This is a genomic window from Flavobacterium sp., from assembly GCF_029242675.1.
Classification (GTDB): domain Bacteria; phylum Bacteroidota; class Bacteroidia; order Flavobacteriales; family Flavobacteriaceae; genus Flavobacterium.
The window spans coordinates 1-26,118 of sequence record NZ_JAQWTM010000163.1; the positions used below are offsets into that span (position 1 = coordinate 1).

Below are 26,118 nucleotides of genomic sequence, written 5' to 3' on the forward strand. Positions count from 1 at the left end.
GTAAATGTGGAACCTTTATGGTAACTTGTTTAAATAACACGCGTTGCAAACACTCTGTTTTCGGTGTTTAAGTAAGTAGGTCATCGTTGCAAACGAGCACCAGAGGGAGCCAAGTGAAAAACGCTTTCAAAACCTTGTTATATAACCCAAATAAGAAAACAGAGGTGTTTGAAACCATTTGGGGAAATCAAAATTTAAGTAGGTACCCGTTGCAAACGAGCACCAGAGGGAGCCAAGTGAAAAACGCTTTCAAAACCTTGTTATATAACCCAAATAAGAAAACAGAGGTGTTTGCAACCATTTGGGGAAATCAAAATTTGAGAAAGGATTTGTTTCCTGAATTGCCACCATCGCCATCTCCCCAGCTAGCGCGAGCGTCTCGCTCGTGACTTGATCCCACATATATCGCCACAAACGATAGCACGGATTTGCAATCCGTGCTAACAAACTAGAGCAAACGAAACAAATCAAGAAAGCTACATCAGTAAAAAGGTGTGGCTTTTTAGTATTTTTAAAACAAAATTAGGTCAGCAAACTATAAAACCTCAACTAGAAAACAATCCGTTTTTTACCCTTATCAACTGAAAATTAAACAGCTCTCTTAGCCCCGATAGCAGTGAAAATCCTTTTAAGGTAGTTCCTTGAAGTTTGGGACTACCTCAAAAGATTGCAACGAATAGCGGGACAAGTTGTGTACTTGGCAACGAGCTGCTGCTTCCAATAATGATTATTCCTACAGTACGAAATAAATAACGACAATATCATATCGCCTCAAACAACTTGCCCGGTAATGGCCGTACTACGCCTTTCAATTCCATATTGAGTAATATTCCAGAAATCCTATAAATAGGATAATCGCAGCGCAAGGCAATAATATCCATTAATTCCTTGCCCGTTTTTAGGAGATAGTCATATACTTTTTGTTCCTCGTCGTCGAGAGTCACAAAGAGTTGTTTTTGCACAGGCTTAGCTTCTTTTTGAATATCCCAATTGAGAATGTAAACCAAATCAGCAGCGCTACTGAGTACATTAGCCTTTTGAGTTTTTATCAAGTTGTTACAGCCTTGCGAGTACTTATCGGTCACGCGACCGGGAACCGCAAACACATCTCGGTTGTAATCATTGGCTAAGTTGGCGGTGATTAAGGAACCACCACGATCTGCGGATTCTATAACAATCGTTGCCTCGGTCATTCCGGCTACAATGCGGTTCCGGCGAACAAAATTTTCTTTATCCGGATTGGATGCACTCCAAAACTCAGTCATGAAACCACCATTCTCCTCCATTTTGGCAACGTACTTTTTATGGGGTTTAGGATAAATTTGGTTCAAGCCATGTGCCACAACGCCTATCGTTTGTAAATTATATTCCATGGCAAATTGGTGCGCAACAATATCAACACCATAAGCAAATCCGCTAACGATAACCGGGTCCAATGGTGCTAAGTCTTCGATTAGCTTGCGACAGAATTCAGTTCCGTAGGACGTGATTTGGCGCGTACCCACGATACTTATTATTTTACGGTTTTTGAGATCGATATTTCCACAAGAAAACAGTAATACGGGACCATCGATACAATGCTTCAAACGTTCTGGATATTCGTCGTCTTGAAAATGCGCTACTTTGATCGCATTCGATTTAATAAACTCCAGTTCCTTATTCGCCTTATCAAAAACCGATTGGTCCTTTAAATTTTTAAGTAAATGAGTCCCTACTCCATCAATTGCGGCTAATTGTTGCATTTTGGTTTTAAAAACCGCCTCTGCCGACCCGCAATGCGTGAGTAATTTTTTGGCCATAATATCGCCCACACCTTCTACTCGTTGCAAGGCTAAAAGGTAGAATAAATCTTGATCTGTCATGCTAAATATTTGTAAGTGAAATATATGGTTTTTTATTTTGAATTGTTAATAAAAATTGTGAATAAAATTTTGATAACTATTTTCATTGTATAACTTTGTCAACATGAACATCGAAAGCTACATCTCGCAATTATTATATCGTTATCAGTGTGTTACTGTTCCTGGTTTTGGTGCTTTTTTGACTGAAATCAAATCAGCACAGTGGAATGAGAACGCAAACTCCTTTTTTCCACCCAAAAAACAAGTTTCGTTCAATGCCCATTTAAAAAACAACGATGGTTTACTAGCGAATCACGTCGCTAGAGCTGAAAAAACATCCTACGAGTATGCCGTAAGCGCTATTCAGTACGAAGTAGTACAGTGGAAAAAAAGCTTAGAAGAAAATGGTGTTGTAAAACTTAAAAACATTGGTGAACTTAGTTTAAATAGCGATAGTTACATTGTATTTAAACCAAATGACCAAACGAATTATTTGACAACATCTTTTGGTTTAGCATCGTTCGTTTCACCCATGGTTAAAAGAACTGTAGTTGAAGAAACCAAGGTTACAAAAGTAGAAACAGAAACGATTACCCTAGAAACTGAGGAAAGAACAACTCCTGCCTACCTAAAATATGCAGCAGTGCTTGCTCTTGGATTAGGAATTACTGGCGCTGTAGGGTATCCCGTTTATCAAAACCAAATAGAATCACAAACAGTTCTTGTTGAAACTGCCGTTCAGAAAAAAGTGAATGCTAAAATTCAAGAAGCTACTTTTTTTATTAAAAGCCCAATACCTGCAGTTACCTTAGCCGTTAAAGAAAACACGAAGCCGTACCACATCATGGCAGGCGCGTTTAGAGAAGAGGCAAATGCCGACAAAATTTACAAACGCTTGACGGAGCAAGGTTATAAAGCTAAACGCATTTCCATAAACAAGCACGGACTCTATCCTGTTTTATATGGTAGCTACGCGACTTATGCCGAGGCAGAAAAAGCTCAAAAAGAAATTCAGAAAAATGATAACCCACAAGCTTGGATTTTGATTGAATCATTATAAAAGTTAAAAATTTAGTTACAAACACCTCCAAAAAGCATCAGTCTTCTTGGAGGTGTGTTTTTTTGGAGCCATTTCCAGAAAACCGCTTTATCTCTTGTGGTCTCAAAAAAAGGAGACCACAAGAGGATGCCGCTGCTATCTGGGCTAAAAAATGAAGTAGCGAGGGCAATACCTTTTGAATTTAGCCTTTTTTAGCGTCGTTTTGCGACGAAAAATAAAAACAGTACATCAATTACAATTACTGTTCATTAACGGCTTAAAAAAGGGGTTTATGCACTTATTTTGTCTTGCTGAGGAACGAAGCATCTCTGCTAATTGAGCAATTTACGTGGGAATGATAAATTTTACGGGAATGAATAACTACTGAGCGTGTTTGTGGAGCAACTTGGGGAGCGACTTGTGGGGATTCCTCCTTCGTCGGAATGACAAAACGAAAGGAAGGACAAAACGAAGAGGATGACAAATTAATGGGTTTGACGAGTGAAAACGGAAGAACAAATGAAAAAGAAATTATTAATTTGAACCAGAAATTCATACACTTATTTTGTCTTGCTGAGGATCGAAGCATCTCTGCTAATTGAGCAATTAAGTGGAAATGAAAAAATACTAAGCGTGCTTGTGGAGCAACTTGTGGAGATTCCTCCTTCGTCGGAATGACAAAACGAAGAGGATGACAAAATAATGGGGACAACTAATGAAAACGTAATGACAAAGCGAAGGGTTTGACAAATGAAAGGGAGGACAATGTAAATCAAAGAAACTGCCGTAAAAGCGTAAAAAAAGCAACTCTTTTTGGAGTTGCTTTTTGATTATAACCGTTTTGCGGTTTCTATGGTGTACTGTGTTTAACTTTTAGACCTTAAATGATCCCGCTAATTTGCAGTTCGCCTTGTGTGTTAGTGTAATTGGGTACATCAGCAGCAAAGGCTTCAGCATGCGGACCAAAAGAGGCTTGAAAACTAGCAACACTATCGAATTTTAAATCGACTACAGCGAAATATGGGGCGGGTTCGCCTGGAATGCGACCAGCTATTCCTACTGAAAATTCCATTCCTTTTAAAGCATCACCTAGTGCTTTCGCAATCATAGGAAGGTGACTGTTTTTGTAGTAATCGACATCAAATTGAATGTCGGCACTATTAGGGTACATTACGCTTACTTTTATCATGATCTGTTTTATTTGAAATTTTGTTTAAAAATACAAACCTTATTTTAATTACTAGAACTTTCTGCTATTACGTATTCCCGCAGCCCGACTTGAGTGGAGCTCTTTTTTATGTAGCGTAGCGCAGTAAAAAAAGCGGGAACGGAAGGCGGAATAGCTGCCCAAATAATTAAAATAAGGTTGTATAGAATCTATCTAGTGATGGATTATTTTTTTGACCAAGCAAATTTTTGGAATGCTGCGTCAACAGGTGTATTTGCAATGTGATTGGTGTAGTTACTAATCACTTTTTGAGATAAACCTAAGATGATATCTAGTACTTGTTGTTCCCCGTATCCTGCAGTATAAAATGCATTTAATTCTTCTTCAGAAACGTTTCCACGGTTGCGAACCATGCTTAATGTAAAAGTACGTAGAGCTTCTAACTTCGCATCAGCTAATGGAGTTTCGTTACGTAAAGACTCGATAATATCGTTGTCTACTTTCATCATGTGAGCGATTCCTGTATGTGCTGGAACGCAGTAATGACAGGCGTGCTCTACGTTGATAGCTTGCCAAACCACTGTTAACTCATCGTTGTTAAAAGACGAAGCAACAAATAATTCATGTAAAACTTGGTATCCTTTTAAAGCGCTTGGAGATGCAGCTAATACACCGTGCAATCCTGGAATCATTCCGTATGCTTTTTGAGAATCTTGTAATAATGTTTTGCTTTCTTCTGGAGCGGACTCGATAGAATGAATTTTTAAAGTTGTCATAATTGTAAATTTTAATTTTTATTATTTTAATATTACATTTCTAAGCATTCGCTTAGAAATAGAGCAAAAAAAAGTTAGAGGTTATTGAAGGTAAGTTCGATATAATCTTCGATTTCTTGTTTGCTATTTACTCGAGATGCAGCAGCTAAACCATGTTTGGCAAGCATTAAATAATTGGCTTGTTTAGTTACCGTAGCAGCATCTTTTGTTTTATCTTGTTGTAGCTTTTCTATAAATAACTCTTTTACACCATTCATAAAATCGCCCATTTGAGTATTAATAACTTGATCCTCGGCTTCGGCAAATTCATTGTAGGTATTCGTTAAAAAACACCCTTTATAATTGCCTACTTCGATAGGAATTTGAACCGAATCATAGAAAAATTCTTTGATGTCTTGGACGCCATTGTTTGCATTTTTGAATTTTTCAAACATGCCATTAATCTTGCTTTTGTAACATTGTAAACTCTGCAAGAACAATTCTTGTTTGCTTCCAAAACTAGAGTAAATAGAGAACTGATTGATTCCCATTTCCTTCTCCAACATACGAACTGAGGTGTTTTCGTACCCATTGCGCCAGAATGCAGCCATTGCTTTTTCTAGTACTTCTTGTTCGTTATATTGTTTACTTCTTGCCATTACTATTTTAATACGGTACAAAACTAAGCAGATGCTTTGAAATAAAAAAACAATTAACAATGTTTAACGTTTTGATAGCAAAAATGATTGGTAACATTAATTAGTAGCTCTTATCCAGTTGCGCATTTTCTCGAAGAATTGTAAATAGTTTATCTACATCATTTGGGTTAATCAAATTAGTTTGAAAGACCTTTTTAAAGTCAGATTTTTCGATAATTGTAAGTGTAGTATCGGTTACGACAACATCTTTAACTTCATCAAAACGGATGGATTTTGACAACCATTGGTTCAGCTTAATATTTGCGCCAAGCTTGTTCCACTCTACATAATTCCGGTACCAAAACATTTTTGAGTAATAAATCGCTATCAAAAGAGAGCCCAACGCAGAAACTTTTGAATGATTTTTTGTATTATCAAATGGTATAAGTTCAAAGAAACATACTATTATGCAAATAAATGCTAACGCTAAAATGACTGTGCTCCAAGATTGAAATCGTAGTGGATTAAAATGTATATTTTTCATAAATTACTGAAATATAAAATTAAACTATTAAAAATTACCATGGATTTTAAAATCTGATTTGATGGATTTTGTGTCATTTATTCGTTGCAAAAATGACTTTAACTCTTTAGTTAATGGTAATTGGTTTTGGCTGTTCCAAAACTCTTCAGAATAACTGAAATTAGATTTAAACAAATCTCTACTTACAGAGAAATTAGGTTTTACATTTTCCTCTATAAAACTGTCAACTGTGATCAAATCATATGTACATTCATATATATCTTTCTCTCCTTTTTTTTCATTAACGACCTCCGTTATAGTGCTCAACTTTGCGCTTCCTACATAGTATTTGTTGTTTTTAGGACTTTTGACGTAATTAACAACCAAGTCTGCCTCAATCGTTCGCCACTTTATAGGACCTTTACTTTGATATGGGATTTGACTTTTATCTCCATACAGTTTATATCCAACCTCTTTTATAGACTTCTCATCTTTATCTATGAGGTAATAACCATTTCGATACAAACTACTTGTATTTTGATCACTTTTTGAATATTCAATTTTAATATACTGTGGATCAGTAGATTTTACTTTAGTAAAAACATAATCTGAAGGAACTGTAAATATCCCCGAAAACCACGAATATAAACTATTTGCGCTCAGGAATTCATAATATTCAACTTGCGCTTTGTTTACAATATCTGTTTTTCTTAAATTTAAAATCTCGAGGCTATGTTCTTTCTTTTTAATGGTCTGATTTAAAAACATAGCATTACTTTCTATTCTCCCAGAAATATCTTGAAGACGCGTGATTTCATTATTTTTTTTCAAAACTGCCCTTATAAAGAACTTTTCGCTGAAGGTCTCGATTGGATACCATTTAGCAACATTACGATACACATCATTGAGTAGAGAACTTGTATTAGTAACCACAACTTCTTCTAATTCAGTAGTAACAGCCTCTAAAAAAATTGTATCGAGTACTGCTATTGCAGCAAATGTCGTCGCCACGGGCTGATATCCAACTCTACTAATTTTAATACTATTTTCTTTAGAAATAAAAACGAATTGACCATCTTCATTAGAAATGGTATTGTCTAAACTGTTATTTATGTTTACAAACCCTAATGGTGCTTTAGTTCCTTGATCTACAATTATCTTGTTTGTTTTATACTCCTGACTAAAGATTAAATTACAGAAGAGTATCGCACCAATAAGAGTACTTAATTGTATTTTAGTTGTATTGATTTTTGGCATGAGGATCAAGCTTCTATGGATTACTCAATGTTAAATCAAATATATAAAAATAATCTTACTTAAAAAACTTGATTCTTACAAATGAAAATTGTCATTTATAGCCCCGATAGCAGTGGAAATCCTTTACTTTTTTTCTTTAAAAAAGTAAAGATTAAAACGGATAGCGGGAGGATTCGTTCTTGAAAACTACTCCCGTACTGCTCCTAAAACTGCCACTAATTCAGGCTCGCCTTAAACATTCGCAGTTCGTCCCAGCTGTATTTTTCGCCAAATTGCTCTTTCATTCCGTTTAGCGATTCTTCTTTATAATGTTTGAAGGCTACACTGAGTTCAGTTATTTTATCGTTTGGCAAAATATCCTGTACTTTGACTTTTTTAGACTGAATCAGTTTCACTAAATGCCCTTCGATTGTGGCTGTCGTTAATTTACGAATGGTGGCAATGTCTTGAATAGAGTTTTTGGCAACCCAAAGCTCGTATGTTTCCTCAACCGTAGATTTCTTAGGCGCTTTTTTATCCTTAGTTTTCTTGGTGTAGCGATCCGCATCGGCTTCGTCCTCGATTAGGGTAACATGTGTTTCTTTGAACTGATTTTGAATCGATTCGGTTTTGCGACTGAGGTATTTTTTGATTTCATCTGAGGTTAATTTTTCCTTAGAAATGGTTTCACCCGCCACTACGGTTTCGATTAGCAGCTTGGCTTTCATCAGTCGTAAAACGGCTTTGGATTGCATCTCCTCGAGAATACTTAGTTCATCAAAGTAGGCTTTCCCTTTTTTGATGCGTTTGACCTCTTCAATTTTCCAAATGGTCTCAAAAACGAGCTCGTCCATGGGTTTAAAAAAGTAATCATAAGCCGCTTGAATTCGGTCCGAAACATGCATTAAGTCCACTGTTTCGCTAGCAAATATTTTGTTTAATTGGTGTATGAATTTTTTGGATGGGTCCAAAACGCCTTCCATCGCATCCAATTGCTTGGCTGCCCAATTCGCATGATTGGATTTAGTAGTGTTTTCCGACTTGTCCCCATAACTGAATTTATGATTGCGCCACTCTTTGGCTAAATCATACCAGTCAAAACTGTTAATGAGATAGTTATGAATGAAATTCTTTGTTTCAAAATGTAGGGAGTTTTTTAGTAGTTCGTCAGTTGCTTTGTTGAGCGCATAATCCATCACATCTTGATCATTCGAGATTCCGTTCATACGCAACGGAAAAAGCAAAATAAGGCCTTCTAGCGAACGCAAACGTGATAAAGCAACGTAGGCTTGTCCAGGCATAAAAACCTGCGAAACATCGATCGCAGCTTTGTCAAACGTTAATCCTTGGCTTTTGTGCACAGTGATTGCCCAAGCTAATTTGATGGGATAATGGACAAAAGTACCCAGCACCTCCTCCTCTACTTCCTTTGTAAACGCATCCACTTTATAGCGAATATTTTGCCACTCGTATTTATCAACTTCAATGGTTTTATTTTCCTCAGGGAAATGAACTAGGATTTCTTGGCTAGAGAGGGATTTAATTACACCCATTTTACCGTTGAAATAATTTTTCTCGAAAGATAAATCGTTTTTTACAAACATGACTTGGGCTCCAACTTTAAGCTGCAACTTTTCTTCGACCGGGAAAATTTTATCTGGAAAATCACCCACAATTTCAGGAGAATACGTGATTAATTCCCCTTTTAAATCGGCCAAAGCTTGTGCATTCATTGCATCGGCTTTGTTGTTGTGTGTGGTAAGTGTGATGTACCCTTTGTTGGCTTTTAAGTCAAAATCAGGTTTGACGTATTTATTTAGGGCAGCTACATCAGCCGCTGTGATTTTATTGTCTCGTAAATTATTAAGTACCGAAATGAATTCGGTATCCGTTTGACGGAAAATTGTAGATAACTCAATGTACAAAGGTGGGCTTTGCTGTACGACATGCGAGTGAAAAAAGAATTTTCCTTTGTAATAGTTACGCAATGTTCGCCATTCCTCGTCTCTAATTACAGGTGGAAGTTGTAGCAAATCTCCTATATAAAGCACTTGCACACCTCCAAAAGGTGTAGTTTTTTTTCGTACCGTTTGCATCATATAATCCATGGCATCAAGCAAATCCGCACGCAACATACTAACCTCGTCGATCACGAGCAGCTCCATATTACGAATAACCGCCTTTTTAAGACCGTTCATTTTGAAATGCCTGCGCAAAGTATCTTTAGACTCGAACTTAACGGTATCTGTAAACTGAGAATCCACATTGAACGACGGAATAAAACCTCCAAATGGCAATTGAAACATAGAATGAATCGTAACACCTCCCGCATTTAGCGCTGCAATACCCGTTGGCGCCACCACCACAGTGTTTTTGTGGGTTGTTGCAATTATCTCCTTTAGCAAAGTAGTCTTTCCGGTTCCCGCCTTACCCGTTAAAAAAACCGATCGTTGCGTTTGATTGATGAATTGTAAAGTGTAAGCAGCAGCTTCAGAAATAGTTTGCATTAGGCGTGTAGGTTATAATATCAGTAATTTCTTATTTAGTAAAAACTTTTCTAAAATTACAAAATATACGGTTATAATATAAAAAAAGCCTTCCTTTCACTATTAGAAAGGAAGGCTTTTGATCTAAAGACAAGAATATTATTTCTTTTCTTCTACTTTATCATCTGACTTTGCAGTTGATTTATACTTGTCATTTAAAGCTTTAACTACCTCTTTAGTAATATCATACTTATCCTCAGCATAAAGTACTGTTGCAGCATCACCAGTTCCGTATATGTATGAGTATCCTTTTTCTTTTCCGTATGCTTTTATGAATTTCTTTACTCCTGAAACTAAAGAATCCATTTCAGCTCCACCTTCTTGCTGCAATTGTTGTGCTAATGCTTGTTGAGCATAGCCTAATTCTTGCTCTCTTTTTTGCAATTCAGCTCCACGTTTTTGAGCCCATTCTTGACCATTCGCTTGTGCCTGTGCTTGAAAGTTAGAGGCATCTTGCTTGAATCGGTTGATTTCAGCTTCTAATTGTCTTCCTTTTTCGCTCGATTGTGCTTTGTATTTCGCTTCAAGATCCTTTGCCTCTGTATATTCTTTCATTAATACCGAAGTATCTACATAAGCAGTTTTTACCTCTTTAACTTCTGATGGCTTGTTACAAGCAACTACTGAAATAGAAATTGCGATAAATAATAATACTTTTTTCATTTTGGTTTATTTGTAATTTAAGTGTGTAAGCAAAAATATGAAAAAATAGGTAGTAACCTAAAAAACTTTAAAAAACAGCTATTTTTAACACTATAAGCTAATATTATTCAATTCAAAAAATCAATAAGTAATAATTATTAAAACCACCTCTTTTAATTGCGTTTTAAGGGATAAATAAAAACTAGCAATGAATTTATATACCAAAAGGGTAAAAACAGCTTAAAAAGGGCTTAGAATTCGGTTTAGCTTTGTTTCAGAACATAAATATGTGATGAATATTCGAAATTCTGCTTTGCTTTTAAATTAGATTTCAATCCTACCAAAAAAGCACTGATAAAATTCATTTTTCCGTTTTTGTATTTTTCAGATAATAAACTAACATAAAACGAATCGAACTTCATAGGAAGCACTTTTTCCAATTTCATATTTTCTTTTTCGAATAACACTTTAATTGCTTTTTTAGAGAAATGCCAAAAATGGATAGGCACATCATAGGCAGCCCAAAAAGCTCCATAATGTTTTGCGTCAAAAGATTTGAAATTTGGAACCGCCACAATCAAAGTACCTGTTGGTTTCAACAAACGTTTCAATTCTTTTATTTGGTAATCTAAATCAGGAACATGTTCTAATACGTGCCACATACTAATAACATCAAAAGAGGCATCAGCCAACTCATTTGTACTTTCTACAAAAGATATGCCTTTGCTTACCGCAATAGCTTTAGCTCTTTCACTTGGTTCAATTCCCACTGTTTCCCAACTATTTTCCTTAGCTACCGTCAAAAAATCACCCGTACCTGCCCCAATATCCAATAGTCTGCCCTTGGATACTTGCTCACTGTTTATTAGTTGTAATTTATTTTTGAGTGCAATATTTTTAACAAAATGATATGCTTTTTCAAATAAGGATCTTCGACTGTCCGTATGTGAAATATAGTCTTCACTTTCATAGTACTTACCCAAATTGTCCAAACTGGGTTGTGGTGAAGTAATTAACATATCTAAATCAGCATCATGATACAATTCAAAAGTTTCTTTTGAAACAGAATGATCTTTAACCGTAAGAAAATGTTTTTTATTTGAAATATTCATTTATGTGTATTTTTAAATAACCCGATTTAAACTGACAGCCGCAATTACTATTCAGCAATGCTAGCCCTTTTAACTTTTAAAAGGAGCAATAGACATTAATTGCCATTACTCCTTCTTTTTATATTTTATTAAAAACCCAATGATAATAGGCCTTAGCAACCTAGTTTCACGTGGAACAAACTTTATTAAAAACTATTTACTAGCACTTTTGTTCTCAAACTAACTAAACAAAGTCCGCAACAATTAGTTATCTGCCCATATAAATAAGCAGCACTGAAATATCACTTGGTGAAACTCCACTTATTCTAGAAGCTTGCGAAATCGTCACAGGGCGAATTTTGGTTAATTTTTGTTTCGCTTCAATTGACATCGACTTTATTTTATCGTAATCAAAATCAACCGGAATCTTTACATCTTCCAAACGCGTCAATTTATCAGCGTTATTTCTTTCCTTCTCAATGTATCCCGAATATTTCACCTGAATTTCGGCTTGTTCTAGAATTTCTTGATCTAAATTGTTTTCAGACACGTAATCTTTAACCTTATCAAATTTTAAAATATCTTCTAAATCAATTTGCGGACGAGAAAAAACCTTAAACATTTTATCACCTTGCGAAATTGTAGCGGTTCCTTTTGATTCCAAGATAGGATTTGCTTCAGCAACCGAAACACTTGTTTCTTTGAAAAAAGCAACCATTTTTTCAGACTCATTTAATTTATGCTCCATTCGCCGTAAACGCTTTTCCGAAGCTAAACCAATTTCATAACCCATAGGAGTCAATCTAAAATCAGCGTTATCTTGACGCAACAAAGTTCTGTATTCAGCACGAGAGGTAAACATACGATAAGGCTCTTCAGTTCCTTTGGTAATTAAATCATCAATAAGGACTCCAATGTACGCTTCATCTCTTTTCAAAATTAAAGGCGCTTTCTCATTCACTTTTAAATGCGCATTGATACCAGCCATCAAACCTTGAGAAGCCGCTTCTTCATATCCGGTAGTACCATTAATTTGTCCAGCAAAATACAAACCTTCTACTAACTTAGTTTCTAAAGTATGCTTTAATTGTGTTGGCGGAAAATAATCATATTCTATTGCATATCCTGGACGGAAGAATTTCACATTCTCAAATCCAACAACCGAACGCAATGCTTTAAATTGAATATCCTCTGGCAAGGATGTAGAAAAACCATTAACATATACCTCACATGTTTTCCAACCTTCGGGCTCAATAAATAACTGATGTCTTTCTTTATCAGCAAAGCGATTTATCTTATCCTCTATCGATGGACAATATCTTGGGCCAAGACTTTTAATACGTCCGTTAAACATTGGAGAGCGATCAAAACCTTCTCTTAAAATATCATGAACATCTCACGAAGTATAAGTCATATGACATTACCTTTGATGCACTAACGGAGAAGTAACATCAGAATACGAAAATTTATCTGGACGTGCATCTCCCTTTTCTTCATTCATTTTAGAATAATCCAAAGAACGACCATCAACACGTGGAGGCGTACCTGTTTTCATTCTTCCAGCCTCGAAACCAACTTTAATTAAATCCTCGGTAATTCCGTAAGCAGCACTCTCCCCTGCTCTACCACCGCCAAATTGTTTTTCACCGATATGAATCAAACCATTTAAAAAAGTTCCATTAGTAAGCACAACCGATTTCGAACGAATCTCAACACCCAAAGAAGTTTTCACCCCTTTGATCACTCCATTCTCAATTATCAACCCACTCACCATTTCTTGATAAAAATCAAGATTTGGAGTACCTTCTAACATCATTCGCCATTCTTCGGCAAAACGCATACGATCTGATTGAACTCGTGGTGACCACATCGCCGGACCTTTGGACTTATTCAACATCTTAAATTGAATAGCAGTTCTATCCGAAACGATACCTGAATACCCACCCAGCGCATCGATTTCCCGTACTATTTGACCCTTGGCTATTCCGCCCATTGCCGGATTACATGACATTTGCGCAATATTTTGCAAGCTCATGGTTATCAATAAAGTTTTGGAACCTAAATTAGATGCTGCCGCAGCAGCCTCTGAACCTGCGTGCCCCGCACCAACAACTACAACATCGTACTCTTCTTGAAACATTTTTATAAAAATTAACCCAAAACATTTGGGAATAGTATTAAACCTAAAAAAGCAAACAACAAGCTGAAAAAATTAAAAACTAAACAGCTGTTGTTTCACGTGGAACAGCTAAACAATTTAAAGGACTACTGAAGTTTTGTTCCACGTGAAACAAAAATCAAAAAACAAAAAACAGCAAAGACAAACAAAAAATGTTTCACGTGGAACACAAATTGAAAGATGTTTAAACTACTGTTTCACGTGGAACATAGCTAGTTTTTCATCCTCTTTTGAACGCATTAAAGCCACCTCCTTTTCGCCCTTATCTTTATAACCGCAGTAGTGCAATAAACCATGGACAATAACACGCTTCAACTCTTCATCAAAACTTACGTTAAAATCATTAGCATTGTCAGCAACACGCTCCACAGATATAAAGCAATCACCGCTAATTTCATTACCCATAGTGTAATCAAAACTGATAACATCTGTAAGAGTATCATGGTCTAAATATTCGACATTTAGCTTGTGTAAATAGTCGTCATCGCAAAAGATGTAATTAATCTCTCCCTCTGATTTGCCTTCAGATATTAATACATTCGTTAGCCATTCAGATATGCTGTTTTCGTCGGCTAAATTAAAATTGCACTCGTAATTAAAATTGATCATTATTTACTAAAATATTCTTGAACCTTACGGTTTAAATTGGAGCGCAAAGGTAATGATTGTCTGTTTAATATCTCTATGCTATTTAAATAATCTATTAAAGCATCTGGCAAGGGCTTATTCGTGCCAGAAGTACGCTTACTACCAACCTCAGACTGCCTTGCGCTGTCCTCTCCCTGAGTTTGTAGTGCTGATTTAAGTTTTAATAATTCTTGCTTAACTTCTAAAACCTTTTGAAGCGTTTCTTTATTAAATCCTTTATTTAACAACTCTTTCTCAATTTGCTTCATCTTATCAATTGCACTTTTCCCCTGACCATCTACACCTTGGCGTTTCAACTCTCCCTCAAGCGCCTCCCTTAATGCCTTTTGTTCCTTGTAGATTTCTAGGATATCCTTAGCTTCGCCTTCACTTCCTTCGCCACCCTCTTTGTTTCCACCGTCCTTCTTACCGCCAGCTATACCGTCCTTCTTACCACCTTCCTTCATTTTATCACCCAACCCTTGCTGCTTCGAGATAATGTCAGGCAATTGCATTCCTTGACCTTCTCCCTTTTGAGGTTTACCCGAACCCATTCCGCTTAATTCGTTTTGCATATTACTTAAAATACTACTCAAGAAATCACCCAATTTGTTAGAAGCAGCTATGGCATACTGCTGATGAGATACCCCTTTAGCAATTCTTGACTCAACAAGACTCTCTACGGCCTTGTCCAAATTATACTGTGCATTACCAATTTCTTTTGTAACATCGTCAGTAAACTTGGGATTACGTATAGACATTGCAAAAATACTATCATCAATATGCTTAAACTGCAACCTTAAATCCTGTTGCTTTTTAATATTTTTATTATATGAAAGCGAACTAGAATTGAGAGTTCTGACATCCAACATAACTACTTCTTCAGCCAAAGAAAAAGCGAGAACATTGTCCAAAATTTGCCTCAGCATCTTTACATCCTCTTGCATTTGTTCCGACTCAGAACTAGACAAACTATCTGACATCTTTTTTGATAAAGACTTCATCTTGCTCGCTGCACTTTTTTGATTTGGTTTAGCCCTACTTTCACTACCCTTTTTTAATTCCTCAGCTGCTTTATTCAAATCATTATCGATAGATTTGGTCGCAGCTGCATCGTCACCAATGTCAAGCGGCTTTTTTAAATCGGCATTGTCCTTCTTTAAACTAGCTAACTCTTCTTCAATATTATTGAATGCATCTTTAATATCCTTCTGCTTTACAATCGAATTTGCTTTATCTGAATTCGCTAACTCTTCTTGTTTTTTACTTAGCTTGTCTAACTTATCAGCAATTTGCTCTGCCTTTTTCTTTACATAAAATTGTTTAGTAAGTTCAACTAACTGCTGCAAATTCTTAACCTGATTCTTACTGTTTTGCTTAAACTTTTCAATTTTTTCGGTAAGTTCTTCACTTTTAATTTTGTCATTTAACGCTTGTAATTCGTCTAACAACTTCTTGTTTTTATCCAAGTCTTCGTTAGCATTATCAACCTTCTTCTCCAAAGCTTCCTTGAACTCGTCCTTTTTGCCTGCAGCTTCCTTACCTAAATTCTCTTTTAACTTGTTGGCAAAATCCCGCATCATTTGATCTTGCTTCTTTTGCTGTTGAATAAAATCTTTTACATTTTGCTGCTCTGCATAACTAAAATTTTCTTTTTCCTTTCCAAGCTTTTGAAGCTTATCTAACTGTGATAATTGTTTTTCTTGCTTGGTCAGTGACTGTTGCAAGCCTTTAATATTATCAGACTGCTGGTCAAAAATTTGATCTCTTACTTCCTCTTCCGTACTAATACGGGAACTAAACACAGACGATCGCGCACTCTTTAAACCATGCAACAAATCATTGTCAAAAACTTCAAAATAATAATTGTAAACAACACCTTCCTTAACTAGCAGGTTACCTGGAAAAGAAAAAACAAATTGATCAAAAACACCATTTCTAATAGGTAATACAGAACGTTGACCGATTGTGGGGTTCTTAACATCATAATAAACGATTTGTAATCGTGATAAACCATAGTCATCACCAACTTGACCAACCAAATAATTACTACTAACCTTTAAACTATCAGGACTTTTAGCAACCTCAATTGTAGGAAATTGATCTTTTATAACGGTGATTTGATATTTAAGTTTTTCATATCGCTTTGCGTTGAAATTACTAGTAACAATTTGATAATCTGTATTTTGACTGATGCTTTTCTTGAGAATAAATTGATTGTCAAATTTACTAAATGACTGAACCTTACCACCTGCCTCCAAATCGACTGACGATGTTGAAGCGGCCGTAAGCACCCATTTAATAATTGTTCCCTCTGGAACAATAGCATTTCCAGCACCCTTAACAATTTCACTTTTCCTACCTAAGAACGATGGAAAAACCAACTGCATTTCAAAGTTTTTAATGGAGGGAACAGCTAAAACGTTTAAATTTAAATCTCCAGAAGTAACCTCATTTGCCTTCAAATTAAAAGAAATATCATCCTTAACATTAGAAAAGCGATAGGCAAATTCTCCAACCTTAATCTGCTCCAAGAAATAACTTTCTCCATCCATCACAATAACAACCTTTTCAGGCACCACTGTTCCTACGGAACGCACACGCAACACAAAATCATCGTTCTCCTCCACCACTAACTTTGAATTAAGCACTTCAAACTTAAAAGGAGCCGGCGGTAAATATTCGGTATTAAAATGGACTACCCGATTGAAACTTTGAGCAATAAACTTATTATCATCTGATATATAAAATAACCCAATAACAATTAACGGAAGCACTGCTAAAGGTATCCACTTCTTATTGGCTTTAAAATCCACCGCATTAGAAAAAACAATAGGCTTTAGTGCTACGGCCTTCTGCTCGATTGATGCCACTAAAAGATCCGAATTTGAACCATCTTCTACATCCTGATTTAGCTGAATAAAATTCAATAATTTATCTTTCACTTCAGTAAAGTGACTTCCTATGATACCCGCGGCCGTATTATAATCTATTCCTTTTTTAAGTTTCAATAATTTAAAAAATGGGAAAACGATAAAACGGGCCAATAAATAGCTTTCAATCACAACAAATAACCAAAATAAAACGGCTCTGCCTTTCGGCTTAAGCCAAAGAAAATGTTCCACGACTATAATGAACAAGAAATACAGTAAACCTAAACCAATAAAAAGCAGAACACCTCTTATAAGCTCATTCACATAATACTTCCTGATAAAATCTTCTAACTTTCTAAAAATCAAATTGGATCCCTTCACTACACTTAGCTTGTTTAATAACCAATAAAAGTACAAATTTTAATGTTTGTATACTTCCTAAAATTAAATAAAGACCATAACCATCTAAATAACTGAATTCCATATTCAACATTTCCACAATTGAAATTGTATCTTTGCACCAAAATTAATAGAATGTCACAAAAAGTACGCGTGCGATTTGCACCAAGTCCTACTGGACCATTACATATTGGAGGTGTTAGAACCGCCTTATTTAATTATTTATTTGCAAAAAAACACCAAGGAACTTTTTTCCTTCGTATTGAAGATACAGATCAAAATAGATTTGTACCTGGTGCAGAAGAATACATTATGGAAGCATTAGAGTGGTTAGGAATTGCACCTGATGAAACAATAGGGAAAAACGAACAATTTGGACCTTACCGCCAAAGCGAACGAAAACACATCTACGCTGATTATGCTAATCAACTGATTGAAAGTGGCTGGGCATACTATGCTTTTGACACTACTGAAGCATTGGAACAAGCCAGAAAAACACAGGAAGAACAAGGGAAAACCTTCATCTACAACCATACGAACCGCGATTCCTTAGACACCTCACTTTCCTTAACTACAGAACAAACTGCCGCAAGAATTGCAAAGGGAGATCAATACGTAATACGATTTAAGACACCGGTTAACGAAACATTACATCTAAAAGACATTATAAGAGGCGCTGTCAAGTTTGAGACTAGTTTATTAGATGATAAAGTTTTGTTTAAAAGTGACGGAATGCCAACCTATCACTTAGCTAATATCGTTGATGACCATTTAATGGAAACTACGCACGTGATCCGTGGCGAAGAATGGCTACCATCTATGCCACTACACGTTTTATTGTACAGAGCTTTTGGATGGGATGCACCTCAATTTGCTCATTTACCTTTAATATTAAAACCGGTAGGAAACGGAAAATTGTCTAAACGCGATGGAGATAAATTAGGATTCCCTGTATTTCCATTAGAATGGACAGATGCTTCCAACATGACAAAATCATCAGGTTACAGAGAAAACGGATTTTTTCCAGAAGCAGTAGTAAACTTTCTAGCCCTACTAGGCTGGAATGACGGAACTGAAAAAGAGTTGTTTTCACTTGAAGAATTAGCTACTTTATTTGATTTGACTAGAGTACACAAATCAGGAGCAAAATTTGATCCTGAAAAAAATAAATGGTTCAACCACCATTATTTAATGCTTCAAAAGGATGAAGATTTAGCAGAAACCTTCTCTTCTACTCTATCAGATAAAAACATAGATGCAGCACAATTCAATCTAACAAAGATTGTTTCACTAATAAAAGAACGCGCTAATTTCGTTTCAGAATTTTGGGAATTAAGTGATTTCTTTTTTGTTGCACCATCAGAATATGATGCCAAAGCGAGCAAAAACTGGAAAGAAGAAACACCAGCCTTAATGCAACAATTAGTTACTGTTTTAGATTCAATCGACGACTTTAGTTCCATAAACATTGAAACCATAGTAAAGGATTGGATGACTACAAACGAAATAGGAATGGGTAAAGTAATGCAACCTTTCCGTTTGAGTTTGGTTGGTGCTTTAAAAGGCCCTCACCTATTTGATATCGTGGAACTCATTGGGAAAAAAGAAACGATAGTAAGAATTGAAAAAGCAATAGCTACTTTATAGAAACAGAAAAGCCTCCAATTTCAATGGAGGCTTTTTTTATAAATACAAAATAACATTACCATTTACTATTCCTGCATTTCCTTTAAAATTAACTCCAGTACTATTTTTATTTAGATTCCCTAACATGTTATTGATACCATATTGATATGATACATTTAATCTAAAATGTTTTAGTCCAGTTGTTAAGCCAACCGTTGGATAAAAGTTAAATTTAGAAATGTCTACAATGTCTTTAGCTAAAAGAGTTGTTCCAGATATCGTATTATTTTCATTAGACTTATCGATTTGAAGTTTACCATTTACTTGCAGTAACGGACCAATTTCAATACTAAGATGATTCTCGACTAAAATGTAGCTTAAAGAAAGTGCTATTTGAGCAGATGATAGCTTGTAATTCACGTCTTCTTTACCACTAATTAAACTAGTCGTAGCGACTGAAAAATTGTTTTCACTAAACTGTAAAGCATAAACCAGATCCCAATTATCATAAAAATTACCTCTAACTGATAAACCAGCACTCCAGCCTAAATCAGGTTTAGAACTAAAATTAGAAGTGTTTAAAGTGAATTGATTAGCGCCTAAAGTAATTCCAATTCGGTTAGAATCTCTGTACCCATATTGAGAATAACTGCTAGTATAGCTCCAAACAAACATCAGTAACAAGACTAGCTTTTTCATATAGTTGATTTAAACAACGACAAACCTAAAGTTTTTTTGTAATTTAACCCTAATTATTTAACTAAATATATAATATCATGAACATTGCATTAATTATCATTCTTGTGTTAGGACTTTTTATCTTAATGTCGTCCTTTTTCACGGTCAAACAACAATCTTCGGTTATCGTAGAGCGATTTGGTAAATTTCATAGCGTAAGACAATCCGGGTTACATTTAAAAATTCCTTTGATTGATCGAATTGCGGGGCGGGTCAATCTTAAAATCCAGCAATTAGATGTTATTATCGAAACAAAAACTAAAGACAACGTATTTGTTAAACTAAAGGTGTCTGTTCAATTTATGGTAGTAAAAGACACCGTTTACGATGCTTTTTACAAACTAGAATATGCTCATGACCAAATTACCTCGTATGTATTTGACGTGGTACGTGCCGAAGTACCAAAACTGAAACTTGATGATGTATTTGAAAGAAAAGATGATATTGCCATTGCTGTAAAGAGAGAATTAAATGAAGCAATGACAACTTATGGTTATACGATTATCAACACCTTAGTTACTGATATCGATCCTGATATTCAAGTAAAAAATGCCATGAATAGAATTAATGCAGCTGATAGAGAAAAAACAGTTGCTGAATTTGAAGCAGAAGCGTCTAGAATTAGAATTGTCGCTAAAGCAAAAGCAGAAGCAGAAAGCAAACGCTTGCAAGGACAAGGTATTGCAGACCAAAGAAGAGAGATTGCAAGAGGTTTAGTAGAAAGTGTAGATGTACTGAACAGAGTGGGTATTAATTCACAAGAAGCATCGGCATTGATTGTGGTTACGCAGCATTATGATACTTTACAAGCCATTGGCGCAGACACAAATTCTAATTTAATCTTACTTCCTAATTCTCCACAAGCAGGAAGTGACATGCTAAACAACATGGTGGCAAGCTTTACTGCTAGCAACATGGTAGGTGAATCGATGAAACAAGGCCGATCAACCACAGCGAATAAAATGTCCAACCCTACTCCTATTGCTCCTCCAGTAGACGAAGAAGAAGATACGGAATAGGTTATAAACCAATAAAAAAAGAGGCTTAATTGCCTCTTTTTTTATTAAAAAACCTTTTTATAATAAAAGGTAACGCCAAGTTAAATATCGTTCCTAAAGAGCTTGGAAAATTGCTCAAAGTGGAACTAACAAATCCCTTTATGAGTGTCATTGGTTCTAAACCTTCTTTGGTCTTTTGAACGTTATAGATTAGTCTTTGGTAGTGAATGTCCTTTTCAATTTTTAAAATTTCCAATTCTCTATCAATTTCGGCGAATGAAGAATATTTTTTTTGCTCCATAGTTTAGTTGTTAAAAAATAGTTTGGAAAATTTATTTAATAAAGGGCCTTCAATAATCTTATCTCTTACTATAACTAAGACTATAGTTACAAGTACATACAATCCTCCAACACATAGAAAACCAAGAGCATAATTTGACAGATAGCTACCAATGTAAAAAGCCAGTGCTATGGATAGGAAAAGTAATACCATTAAAACACACATGGCGATTAATGCTAATTTCAAAACCATGGTTGTTGACTTCATAGCCACCTTAAAAGCTCGCAACCTATAATAGGCTACATTGCTTTCAATAATTGCCTGAGCTTGTTCCCGAATTCCTTCCGTACTTTCTTTTAAATCTTCAAAAGCCATATATTACTTGGTTATAATTATAAAATCTATTTTTGAAGTTTAGCATTTTTAGCTTTCAATTCCGCTAATTTATCTTCAAGAAATAGAATAACGTCTTCAGTTTTATGACTCATGTTGTCTAATAAATCATCGTAACTTCCTTCAAAATCAATTTTAGCTGTTGATAATCTCGATTTTACTTCCTCAGAAAGTTTCTCGTATTTCTTAACTAAATCTTTTTGAGCATCATTGTACCCTTCTTTGATTTTTCCTCTAGTTTTTGATCCTTTGTCTGGTGCAAATAATATTCCTACTCCTGCTCCAATTGCAGCTCCAGTTAATAAAGCTAATAATGTTGTTCCTGTGTTATTTGACATAATTTTGTTTGTTTTAATATTAATATAAAGATATAAACTATTTACTATTAAATATTTACAATATTATCTTTTTCATTTATAATATTGTTAGTAGTAACCTACCCTTCTCAAATAGTAAAGCTAATAGTTGTAAGCGATTGCCTTGAAGCTACCATTGGCATTTTTAATTATAAAAACAAAAGGATATCCTTTTGCGGCAGCGCGATAACGAACAGCTCTCTCGGTATTTTCATACTGTTCCCATTTCGAAATTCCTTTGGCTTTATTTAAATAGCCATTAAATGAATCAACTTCTTTCAAACCTTGGACTTGGTCTACATGATCGACAAGGGTCACTTTCAAATATTCCTTTTTATCATTAATTACCGTTTTACTAGTAATATCAATTTGTTCCTCAGTTTTTAGATTTTTTAAATAAGCAACTGCATGAGCACTAATTAGTTTTTGTTCTTGACTATCAAAATCTGAATAAAATAAAAGACTGTCATTTTGTTTAATAAAATTCACATTCTGAACGATTCCGTTATGAAGCACCAACTGATGTGTTTGTGCTGATGCTACAATTCCAAAAAATAAAAAAGTTGCTAAAAATATATTTTTCATAATAAGAGTAAAAAATGTTTAAAGAAAAGTATTGAAATTGAAATTGTGCTTAAATCACAATTCTATTAAAATTTAATTCTACTTGACTATTTTTAAAAAACCTTTAGTCAAAAAATTTATTTAGTACTTACTAATTTGAATTAGATAAAAAATGACTGAAATAATTCATTTATACAATAATACGACAATTTTTCGACTTTACCTATTTACAAATCGTTAAACAGTGCCAAAAAAAACAAAAAACTTATTTTAAGCGTCGTTATTAACTGTAAATAATAAAAACATATACTTAATCCAACTTTTAAAAAAAATGCTTTAAAATGGCTGAAAAAATGTCATTTTTAATAATAAAAATCTATTAAATAAATATTTATAATACTATTTATATATAATAAGAAAAAGCGCTTGTTACAGCGCTTTTTGATAATTAAAATTGATTTACTATTTTTTCTAAAATCTTACTTTCTTCCTCGGTTACACTTTTAGGAGGATTAGCTTGTAGTTTTAAAATTTCATCTTTAAAAGTCCTTACGAAGCTAGCCTCGAATCCACCATCTAATAAGTTTGCAATAATTTGAACTCTAACAAATGTTGATTCACTTCTAAGTGACATCATCACTAATTTAGATAATTCTTCTTTATCAAAATCTGCAAAAACTAAAGAGCTATATTTCAAAATATAATTTGCAAACAATAATGAGCTTTTGTTGTTGTTGATATTCTTTTTAAAAGAACTCAACAGCAAGCTATAGTTAACGATCTCTTTTAGGGTTCCTCCTATTGCTTCACGAATCGTAGTTCGTTCCTCATCAGTAGCTACTTTAAAAAACTTATTGATGTCTTTCAACGCACTATTGATAGCATTCGTGTCTTTTTTACCTTTTTCTTCCCAAGCATCTTTTAGTCCTACTGTTTTGTTAAAGACTAATTTTGAAGTAGTTGAATCTTTATCTACGGCAAAATACCCCAAACGTTGAAACTGAAATTGATCACCAATACTTACTGTTGCAAGACTTGGTTCTACATAGGCAGTAATCACTTGTAATGAATTAGGATTCATGAAATCCAAGAAATTTTTCTCTTTATGAGAGTCTGGAGCTTCATCTATAAACAAACGGTCATACAAACGAACTTCTGCCGGAATAGCTTGTGCAATAGAAACCCAATGTAAGGTACCTGCTACCTTACGCTGTGATGCTTCACTCCCACTTCCGCTACGGCTATCGGGATCATAACTAACTTGAATTTCAGTTATGTTTCCGTCATTATCCTTAGTAACTGACTCTCCTTTAATAATATAACCGTTCTTTAAACGCACTTCATTACCAATACTTAATCTAAAAAACTTTGGTGGTGCTACTTCTAGAAAATCTTCTCTCTCTATGTAAAGTTCTCTCGAAAAAGGTACTTTTCTGAAACCAGCAGACTCATCTTCTTGATTATTTTCAGCATCCAATAACTCTACTTTATCAACAGGATAATTCGTAATAACGACTTTAACAGGATCTAAAACTGCCATTACACGTGCAGCAGATTTATTTAAATCATCACGTAAGCAGAACTCCAATAATGAAAAATCAATAATATTTTCACGCTTAGCTACTCCTATACTTTCGCAAAATTTACGAATTGAATTTGGAGTATACCCTCTTCTTCTTAATCCAGAAATAGTAGGCATTCTCGGGTCATCCCAACCGTTAACTATATTTTCTTGAACCAACTGTAGCAACTTACGTTTACTCATCACAGTATAGTTCAAATTCAAACGCGCAAATTCATATTGATGCGGTCTAACTTTTGAATCGTCATAAATTTGGTCCAGGAACCAATTGTATAATTCTCTATGCATCACAAATTCAAGTGTACAAATCGAATGTGATATTTGCTCAATATAATCGCTCTCTCCATGCGCGAAATCATACATTGGATAAATTTTCCAATCGTTACCAGTACGGTGATGATGACGGTGTAAAACTCTATAAATTAAAGGATCACGCATTAACATATTAGTCGAAGCCATATCAATTTTAGCGCGTAAAACATGACTTCCTTCTGGATAATCTCCATTCTTCATTCCTTCGAATAAAGCTAAATTTTCGTCAATGGAACGATTTCTATACGGACCATCTACTCCTGGTTGTGTTGGCGTCCCTTTTTGCGTAGCCATATCCTCTGAAGATTGACTATCAACATACGCTTTTCCGTCCTTTATCATCTTCACAGCCCACTCATACAATTGCTGAAAATAGTCTGAAGCATACCGTTCTTCAGCCCATTGAAAACCCAACCATTGTAGGTCTTCTTTAATGGCATCTACATATTCTTGCTCTTCTTTGGCAGGATTAGTATCATCAAAACGAAGGTTAACCGGCGCATTGTATTTCAATCCTAAACCAAACTGTAAACAAATAGATTTTGCATGCCCAATGTGTAAATATCCATTAGGCTCAGGAGGAAAACGAAAACGTAATTTATCCTGTTCAAAACCGTTCGCTAGGCTATCTTCAATAATTTGTTCTATAAAATGGAGTGACTTTTCTTCAGTTGACATTATGATAATTTATTTTAGCAAAGGTAAAAAAAAGTTTAAGGTTTAACGTTTAAAGTTAACACAAGAAAACTTAAACTCATAACTTTGAACAAAAAGATACTATGGGAACAATAAAACTAAAAAACATACGCACTTTTTCCTATCACGGTTGTTTGATTGAGGAAGGTAAAATTGGATCAGATTACGCTGTAGACTTAGAAATAAAGACTGATTTACGAAAATCCTGTCTGTCTGATGACCTAAATGACACGGTCGACTACGTTCTTTTAAACAAAATTGTAGTCGAAGAGATGGATATTAGATCCCAACTATTGGAACATGTGGGACATCGCATTATCGCTAGGATTTTCAATGAAGCACCTGAGGTTTCTAGAATTTTGTTAGGTGTTTCTAAACTGAATCCTCCTATTGGTGGTGATGTAGAATCAGTTACGATTGAATTAGAAGAGTACAGAAGTTAATACTTTCATCAAGTAGTAGGTTTACTGATTACAAAAGCATCTATAAATTAAATATTTTTTTAAAATTTACAGGTTTAAACTTTTAATCTAACAACTTTTTAAGTACTTTTGCCGTCCATTCAATTATGGCGTCGTGGCCGAGTGGCTAGGCTGGGCTCTGCAAAAGCTCCTACTGCGGTTCGAATCCGCACGATGCCTCTAAAACCTTCAAAGCAATTTGGAGGTTTTTTTTATGTCTAATTTTTAAGAAAAATTAAGTAAATACAGCTGCGGTTCGAATCCACACAAAAGCATGAAACCTTCAAAGCAATTTGGAGGTTTTTTAATATGCCAACCCAAATTTGTCATTTCGACGAAGGAGAAATCTCTAGCAATTATATCAATTGTTAGTGTATCGTAATGGAGATTCCTCCTCTGTCGGAATGACAAAGTAGTGAAAAATCAGATTTTTATATAGTAAACCTTGAAAGCAATTTGGAGGTTTTTTAATATACCAAACTAACCCAAAATTGACATTTCGACGAAGGAGAAAACTCTAGTAATTATATCAATTGTTAGTGTATCGTAATAGAG

At 34.9% G+C, this 26,118-nt stretch carries 23 protein-coding genes, 1 tRNA gene and 1 pseudogene; 7 read left to right on the forward strand and 18 right to left on the reverse strand.

Annotated elements, in window-relative coordinates; genetic code table 11:
- Positions 1-113 precede the first annotated feature (113 nt).
- Positions 114-389 carry a hypothetical protein gene (locus P8M54_RS06415; protein WP_300286404.1) on the forward strand — a complete coding sequence of 92 codons (276 nt, stop codon included), beginning with the start codon at positions 114-116 and terminating at the stop codon, positions 387-389.
- A 372-nt stretch (positions 390-761) separates the two neighbouring features.
- Here P8M54_RS06415 and dprA read toward each other — a convergent pair whose 3' ends face one another.
- Entirely contained in the window at positions 762-1,862 is a 1,101-nt protein-coding gene (dprA, locus tag P8M54_RS06420; RefSeq protein WP_300286406.1) for a DNA-processing protein DprA, read from the reverse strand.
- A gap of 103 nt (positions 1,863-1,965) precedes the next feature.
- Here dprA and P8M54_RS06425 point away from each other — a divergent pair, with 103 nt between their 5' ends.
- Positions 1,966-2,901 (forward strand): SPOR domain-containing protein, encoded by a 936-nt coding sequence (locus P8M54_RS06425; protein WP_300286408.1) that lies wholly within the window; start codon positions 1,966-1,968, stop codon positions 2,899-2,901.
- Between the two features lie 422 nt (positions 2,902-3,323).
- The gene (locus tag P8M54_RS06430; protein WP_300286410.1) at positions 3,324-3,482 is read left to right on the forward strand and encodes a hypothetical protein; all 159 of its coding nucleotides are present in this window, start codon (positions 3,324-3,326) and stop codon (positions 3,480-3,482) included.
- 278 nt (positions 3,483-3,760) lie between these two features.
- Here P8M54_RS06430 and P8M54_RS06435 read toward each other — a convergent pair whose 3' ends face one another.
- The 11 genes and pseudogenes from P8M54_RS06435 to P8M54_RS06485 all read right to left on the reverse strand — a co-directional run bounded on the left by P8M54_RS06435 (position 3,761) and on the right by P8M54_RS06485 (position 17,539).
- Complete coding sequence (locus tag P8M54_RS06435) at positions 3,761-4,069, reverse strand: EthD family reductase (protein ID WP_300286412.1); 309 nt, start codon at positions 4,067-4,069, stop codon at positions 3,761-3,763.
- Positions 4,070-4,272: 203 nt separating this feature from the next.
- On the reverse strand, positions 4,273-4,824 hold the full coding sequence (locus tag P8M54_RS06440) for a carboxymuconolactone decarboxylase family protein (RefSeq protein ID WP_300286414.1): 552 nt from the start codon (positions 4,822-4,824) through the stop codon (positions 4,273-4,275).
- Between the two features lie 74 nt (positions 4,825-4,898).
- Positions 4,899-5,462: a TetR/AcrR family transcriptional regulator gene (locus P8M54_RS06445; protein WP_300286417.1), complete on the reverse strand. Its 564-nt coding sequence runs from the start codon at positions 5,460-5,462 to the stop codon at positions 4,899-4,901.
- Between the two features lie 100 nt (positions 5,463-5,562).
- The gene (locus P8M54_RS06450; protein ID WP_300286420.1) at positions 5,563-5,808 is read right to left on the reverse strand and encodes a hypothetical protein; all 246 of its coding nucleotides are present in this window, start codon (positions 5,806-5,808) and stop codon (positions 5,563-5,565) included.
- A 204-nt stretch (positions 5,809-6,012) separates the two neighbouring features.
- Positions 6,013-7,221, reverse strand: a complete 1,209-nt coding sequence (locus P8M54_RS06455) for a hypothetical protein (RefSeq protein WP_300286422.1) — start codon at positions 7,219-7,221, stop codon at positions 6,013-6,015.
- 215 nt (positions 7,222-7,436) lie between these two features.
- Complete coding sequence (locus P8M54_RS06460; protein ID WP_300286424.1) at positions 7,437-9,707, reverse strand: helix-turn-helix domain-containing protein; 2,271 nt, start codon at positions 9,705-9,707, stop codon at positions 7,437-7,439.
- 138 nt (positions 9,708-9,845) lie between these two features.
- Complete coding sequence (locus P8M54_RS06465) at positions 9,846-10,409, reverse strand: OmpH family outer membrane protein (RefSeq protein WP_300286426.1); 564 nt, start codon at positions 10,407-10,409, stop codon at positions 9,846-9,848.
- A gap of 242 nt (positions 10,410-10,651) precedes the next feature.
- Entirely contained in the window at positions 10,652-11,500 is an 849-nt protein-coding gene (locus P8M54_RS06470; protein ID WP_300286428.1) for a class I SAM-dependent methyltransferase, read from the reverse strand.
- Positions 11,501-11,747: 247 nt separating this feature from the next.
- Positions 11,748-13,619 (reverse strand): annotated as a pseudogene (gene mnmG / locus P8M54_RS06475) (tRNA uridine-5-carboxymethylaminomethyl(34) synthesis enzyme MnmG).
- A gap of 228 nt (positions 13,620-13,847) precedes the next feature.
- The gene (gene ybeY, locus P8M54_RS06480) at positions 13,848-14,267 is read right to left on the reverse strand and encodes an rRNA maturation RNase YbeY (RefSeq protein WP_300286430.1); all 420 of its coding nucleotides are present in this window, start codon (positions 14,265-14,267) and stop codon (positions 13,848-13,850) included.
- Entirely contained in the window at positions 14,267-17,539 is a 3,273-nt protein-coding gene (locus P8M54_RS06485) for a hypothetical protein (RefSeq protein WP_300286432.1), read from the reverse strand. Before P8M54_RS06485 ends, ybeY begins: the two co-directional genes overlap by 1 nt.
- A gap of 153 nt (positions 17,540-17,692) precedes the next feature.
- Here P8M54_RS06485 and gltX point away from each other — a divergent pair, with 153 nt between their 5' ends.
- Positions 17,693-19,204, forward strand: a complete 1,512-nt coding sequence (gltX, locus tag P8M54_RS06490) for a glutamate--tRNA ligase (protein ID WP_300286434.1) — start codon at positions 17,693-17,695, stop codon at positions 19,202-19,204.
- A 36-nt stretch (positions 19,205-19,240) separates the two neighbouring features.
- On the opposite strand, the gene P8M54_RS06495 is transcribed toward gltX, so the two are convergent.
- The gene (locus P8M54_RS06495) at positions 19,241-19,882 is read right to left on the reverse strand and encodes an outer membrane beta-barrel protein (RefSeq protein ID WP_300286435.1); all 642 of its coding nucleotides are present in this window, start codon (positions 19,880-19,882) and stop codon (positions 19,241-19,243) included.
- Between the two features lie 77 nt (positions 19,883-19,959).
- Here P8M54_RS06495 and P8M54_RS06500 point away from each other — a divergent pair, with 77 nt between their 5' ends.
- Positions 19,960-20,940 (forward strand): SPFH domain-containing protein, encoded by a 981-nt coding sequence (locus P8M54_RS06500; RefSeq protein ID WP_300286437.1) that lies wholly within the window; start codon positions 19,960-19,962, stop codon positions 20,938-20,940.
- A gap of 25 nt (positions 20,941-20,965) precedes the next feature.
- Here the strand turns inward: P8M54_RS06500 and P8M54_RS06505 are convergent, their stop codons facing one another.
- The 5 genes from P8M54_RS06505 to P8M54_RS06525 form a co-directional block, all read right to left on the reverse strand.
- Positions 20,966-21,220, reverse strand: a complete 255-nt coding sequence (locus P8M54_RS06505; RefSeq protein WP_300286439.1) for a DUF6327 family protein — start codon at positions 21,218-21,220, stop codon at positions 20,966-20,968.
- A gap of 3 nt (positions 21,221-21,223) precedes the next feature.
- Positions 21,224-21,574, reverse strand: coding sequence for a competence protein (locus P8M54_RS06510; protein WP_300286441.1), 351 nt, complete (start codon positions 21,572-21,574; stop codon positions 21,224-21,226).
- 26 nt (positions 21,575-21,600) lie between these two features.
- Positions 21,601-21,930 (reverse strand): YtxH domain-containing protein, encoded by a 330-nt coding sequence (locus P8M54_RS06515; RefSeq protein ID WP_300286443.1) that lies wholly within the window; start codon positions 21,928-21,930, stop codon positions 21,601-21,603.
- 120 nt (positions 21,931-22,050) lie between these two features.
- Positions 22,051-22,533: a hypothetical protein gene (locus P8M54_RS06520; RefSeq protein WP_300286445.1), complete on the reverse strand. Its 483-nt coding sequence runs from the start codon at positions 22,531-22,533 to the stop codon at positions 22,051-22,053.
- A gap of 427 nt (positions 22,534-22,960) precedes the next feature.
- The gene (locus tag P8M54_RS06525) at positions 22,961-25,084 is read right to left on the reverse strand and encodes a glutamine--tRNA ligase/YqeY domain fusion protein (protein ID WP_300286446.1); all 2,124 of its coding nucleotides are present in this window, start codon (positions 25,082-25,084) and stop codon (positions 22,961-22,963) included.
- Between the two features lie 101 nt (positions 25,085-25,185).
- On the opposite strand from P8M54_RS06525, the gene folB reads away from it, so the two are divergent.
- Both folB and P8M54_RS06535 read left to right on the forward strand, forming a co-directional pair.
- Positions 25,186-25,545 carry a dihydroneopterin aldolase gene (folB, locus tag P8M54_RS06530; RefSeq protein WP_300286448.1) on the forward strand — a complete coding sequence of 120 codons (360 nt, stop codon included), beginning with the start codon at positions 25,186-25,188 and terminating at the stop codon, positions 25,543-25,545.
- A gap of 127 nt (positions 25,546-25,672) precedes the next feature.
- A tRNA-Cys gene (locus P8M54_RS06535) sits at positions 25,673-25,743 on the forward strand.
- Positions 25,744-26,118 lie beyond the last annotated feature (375 nt).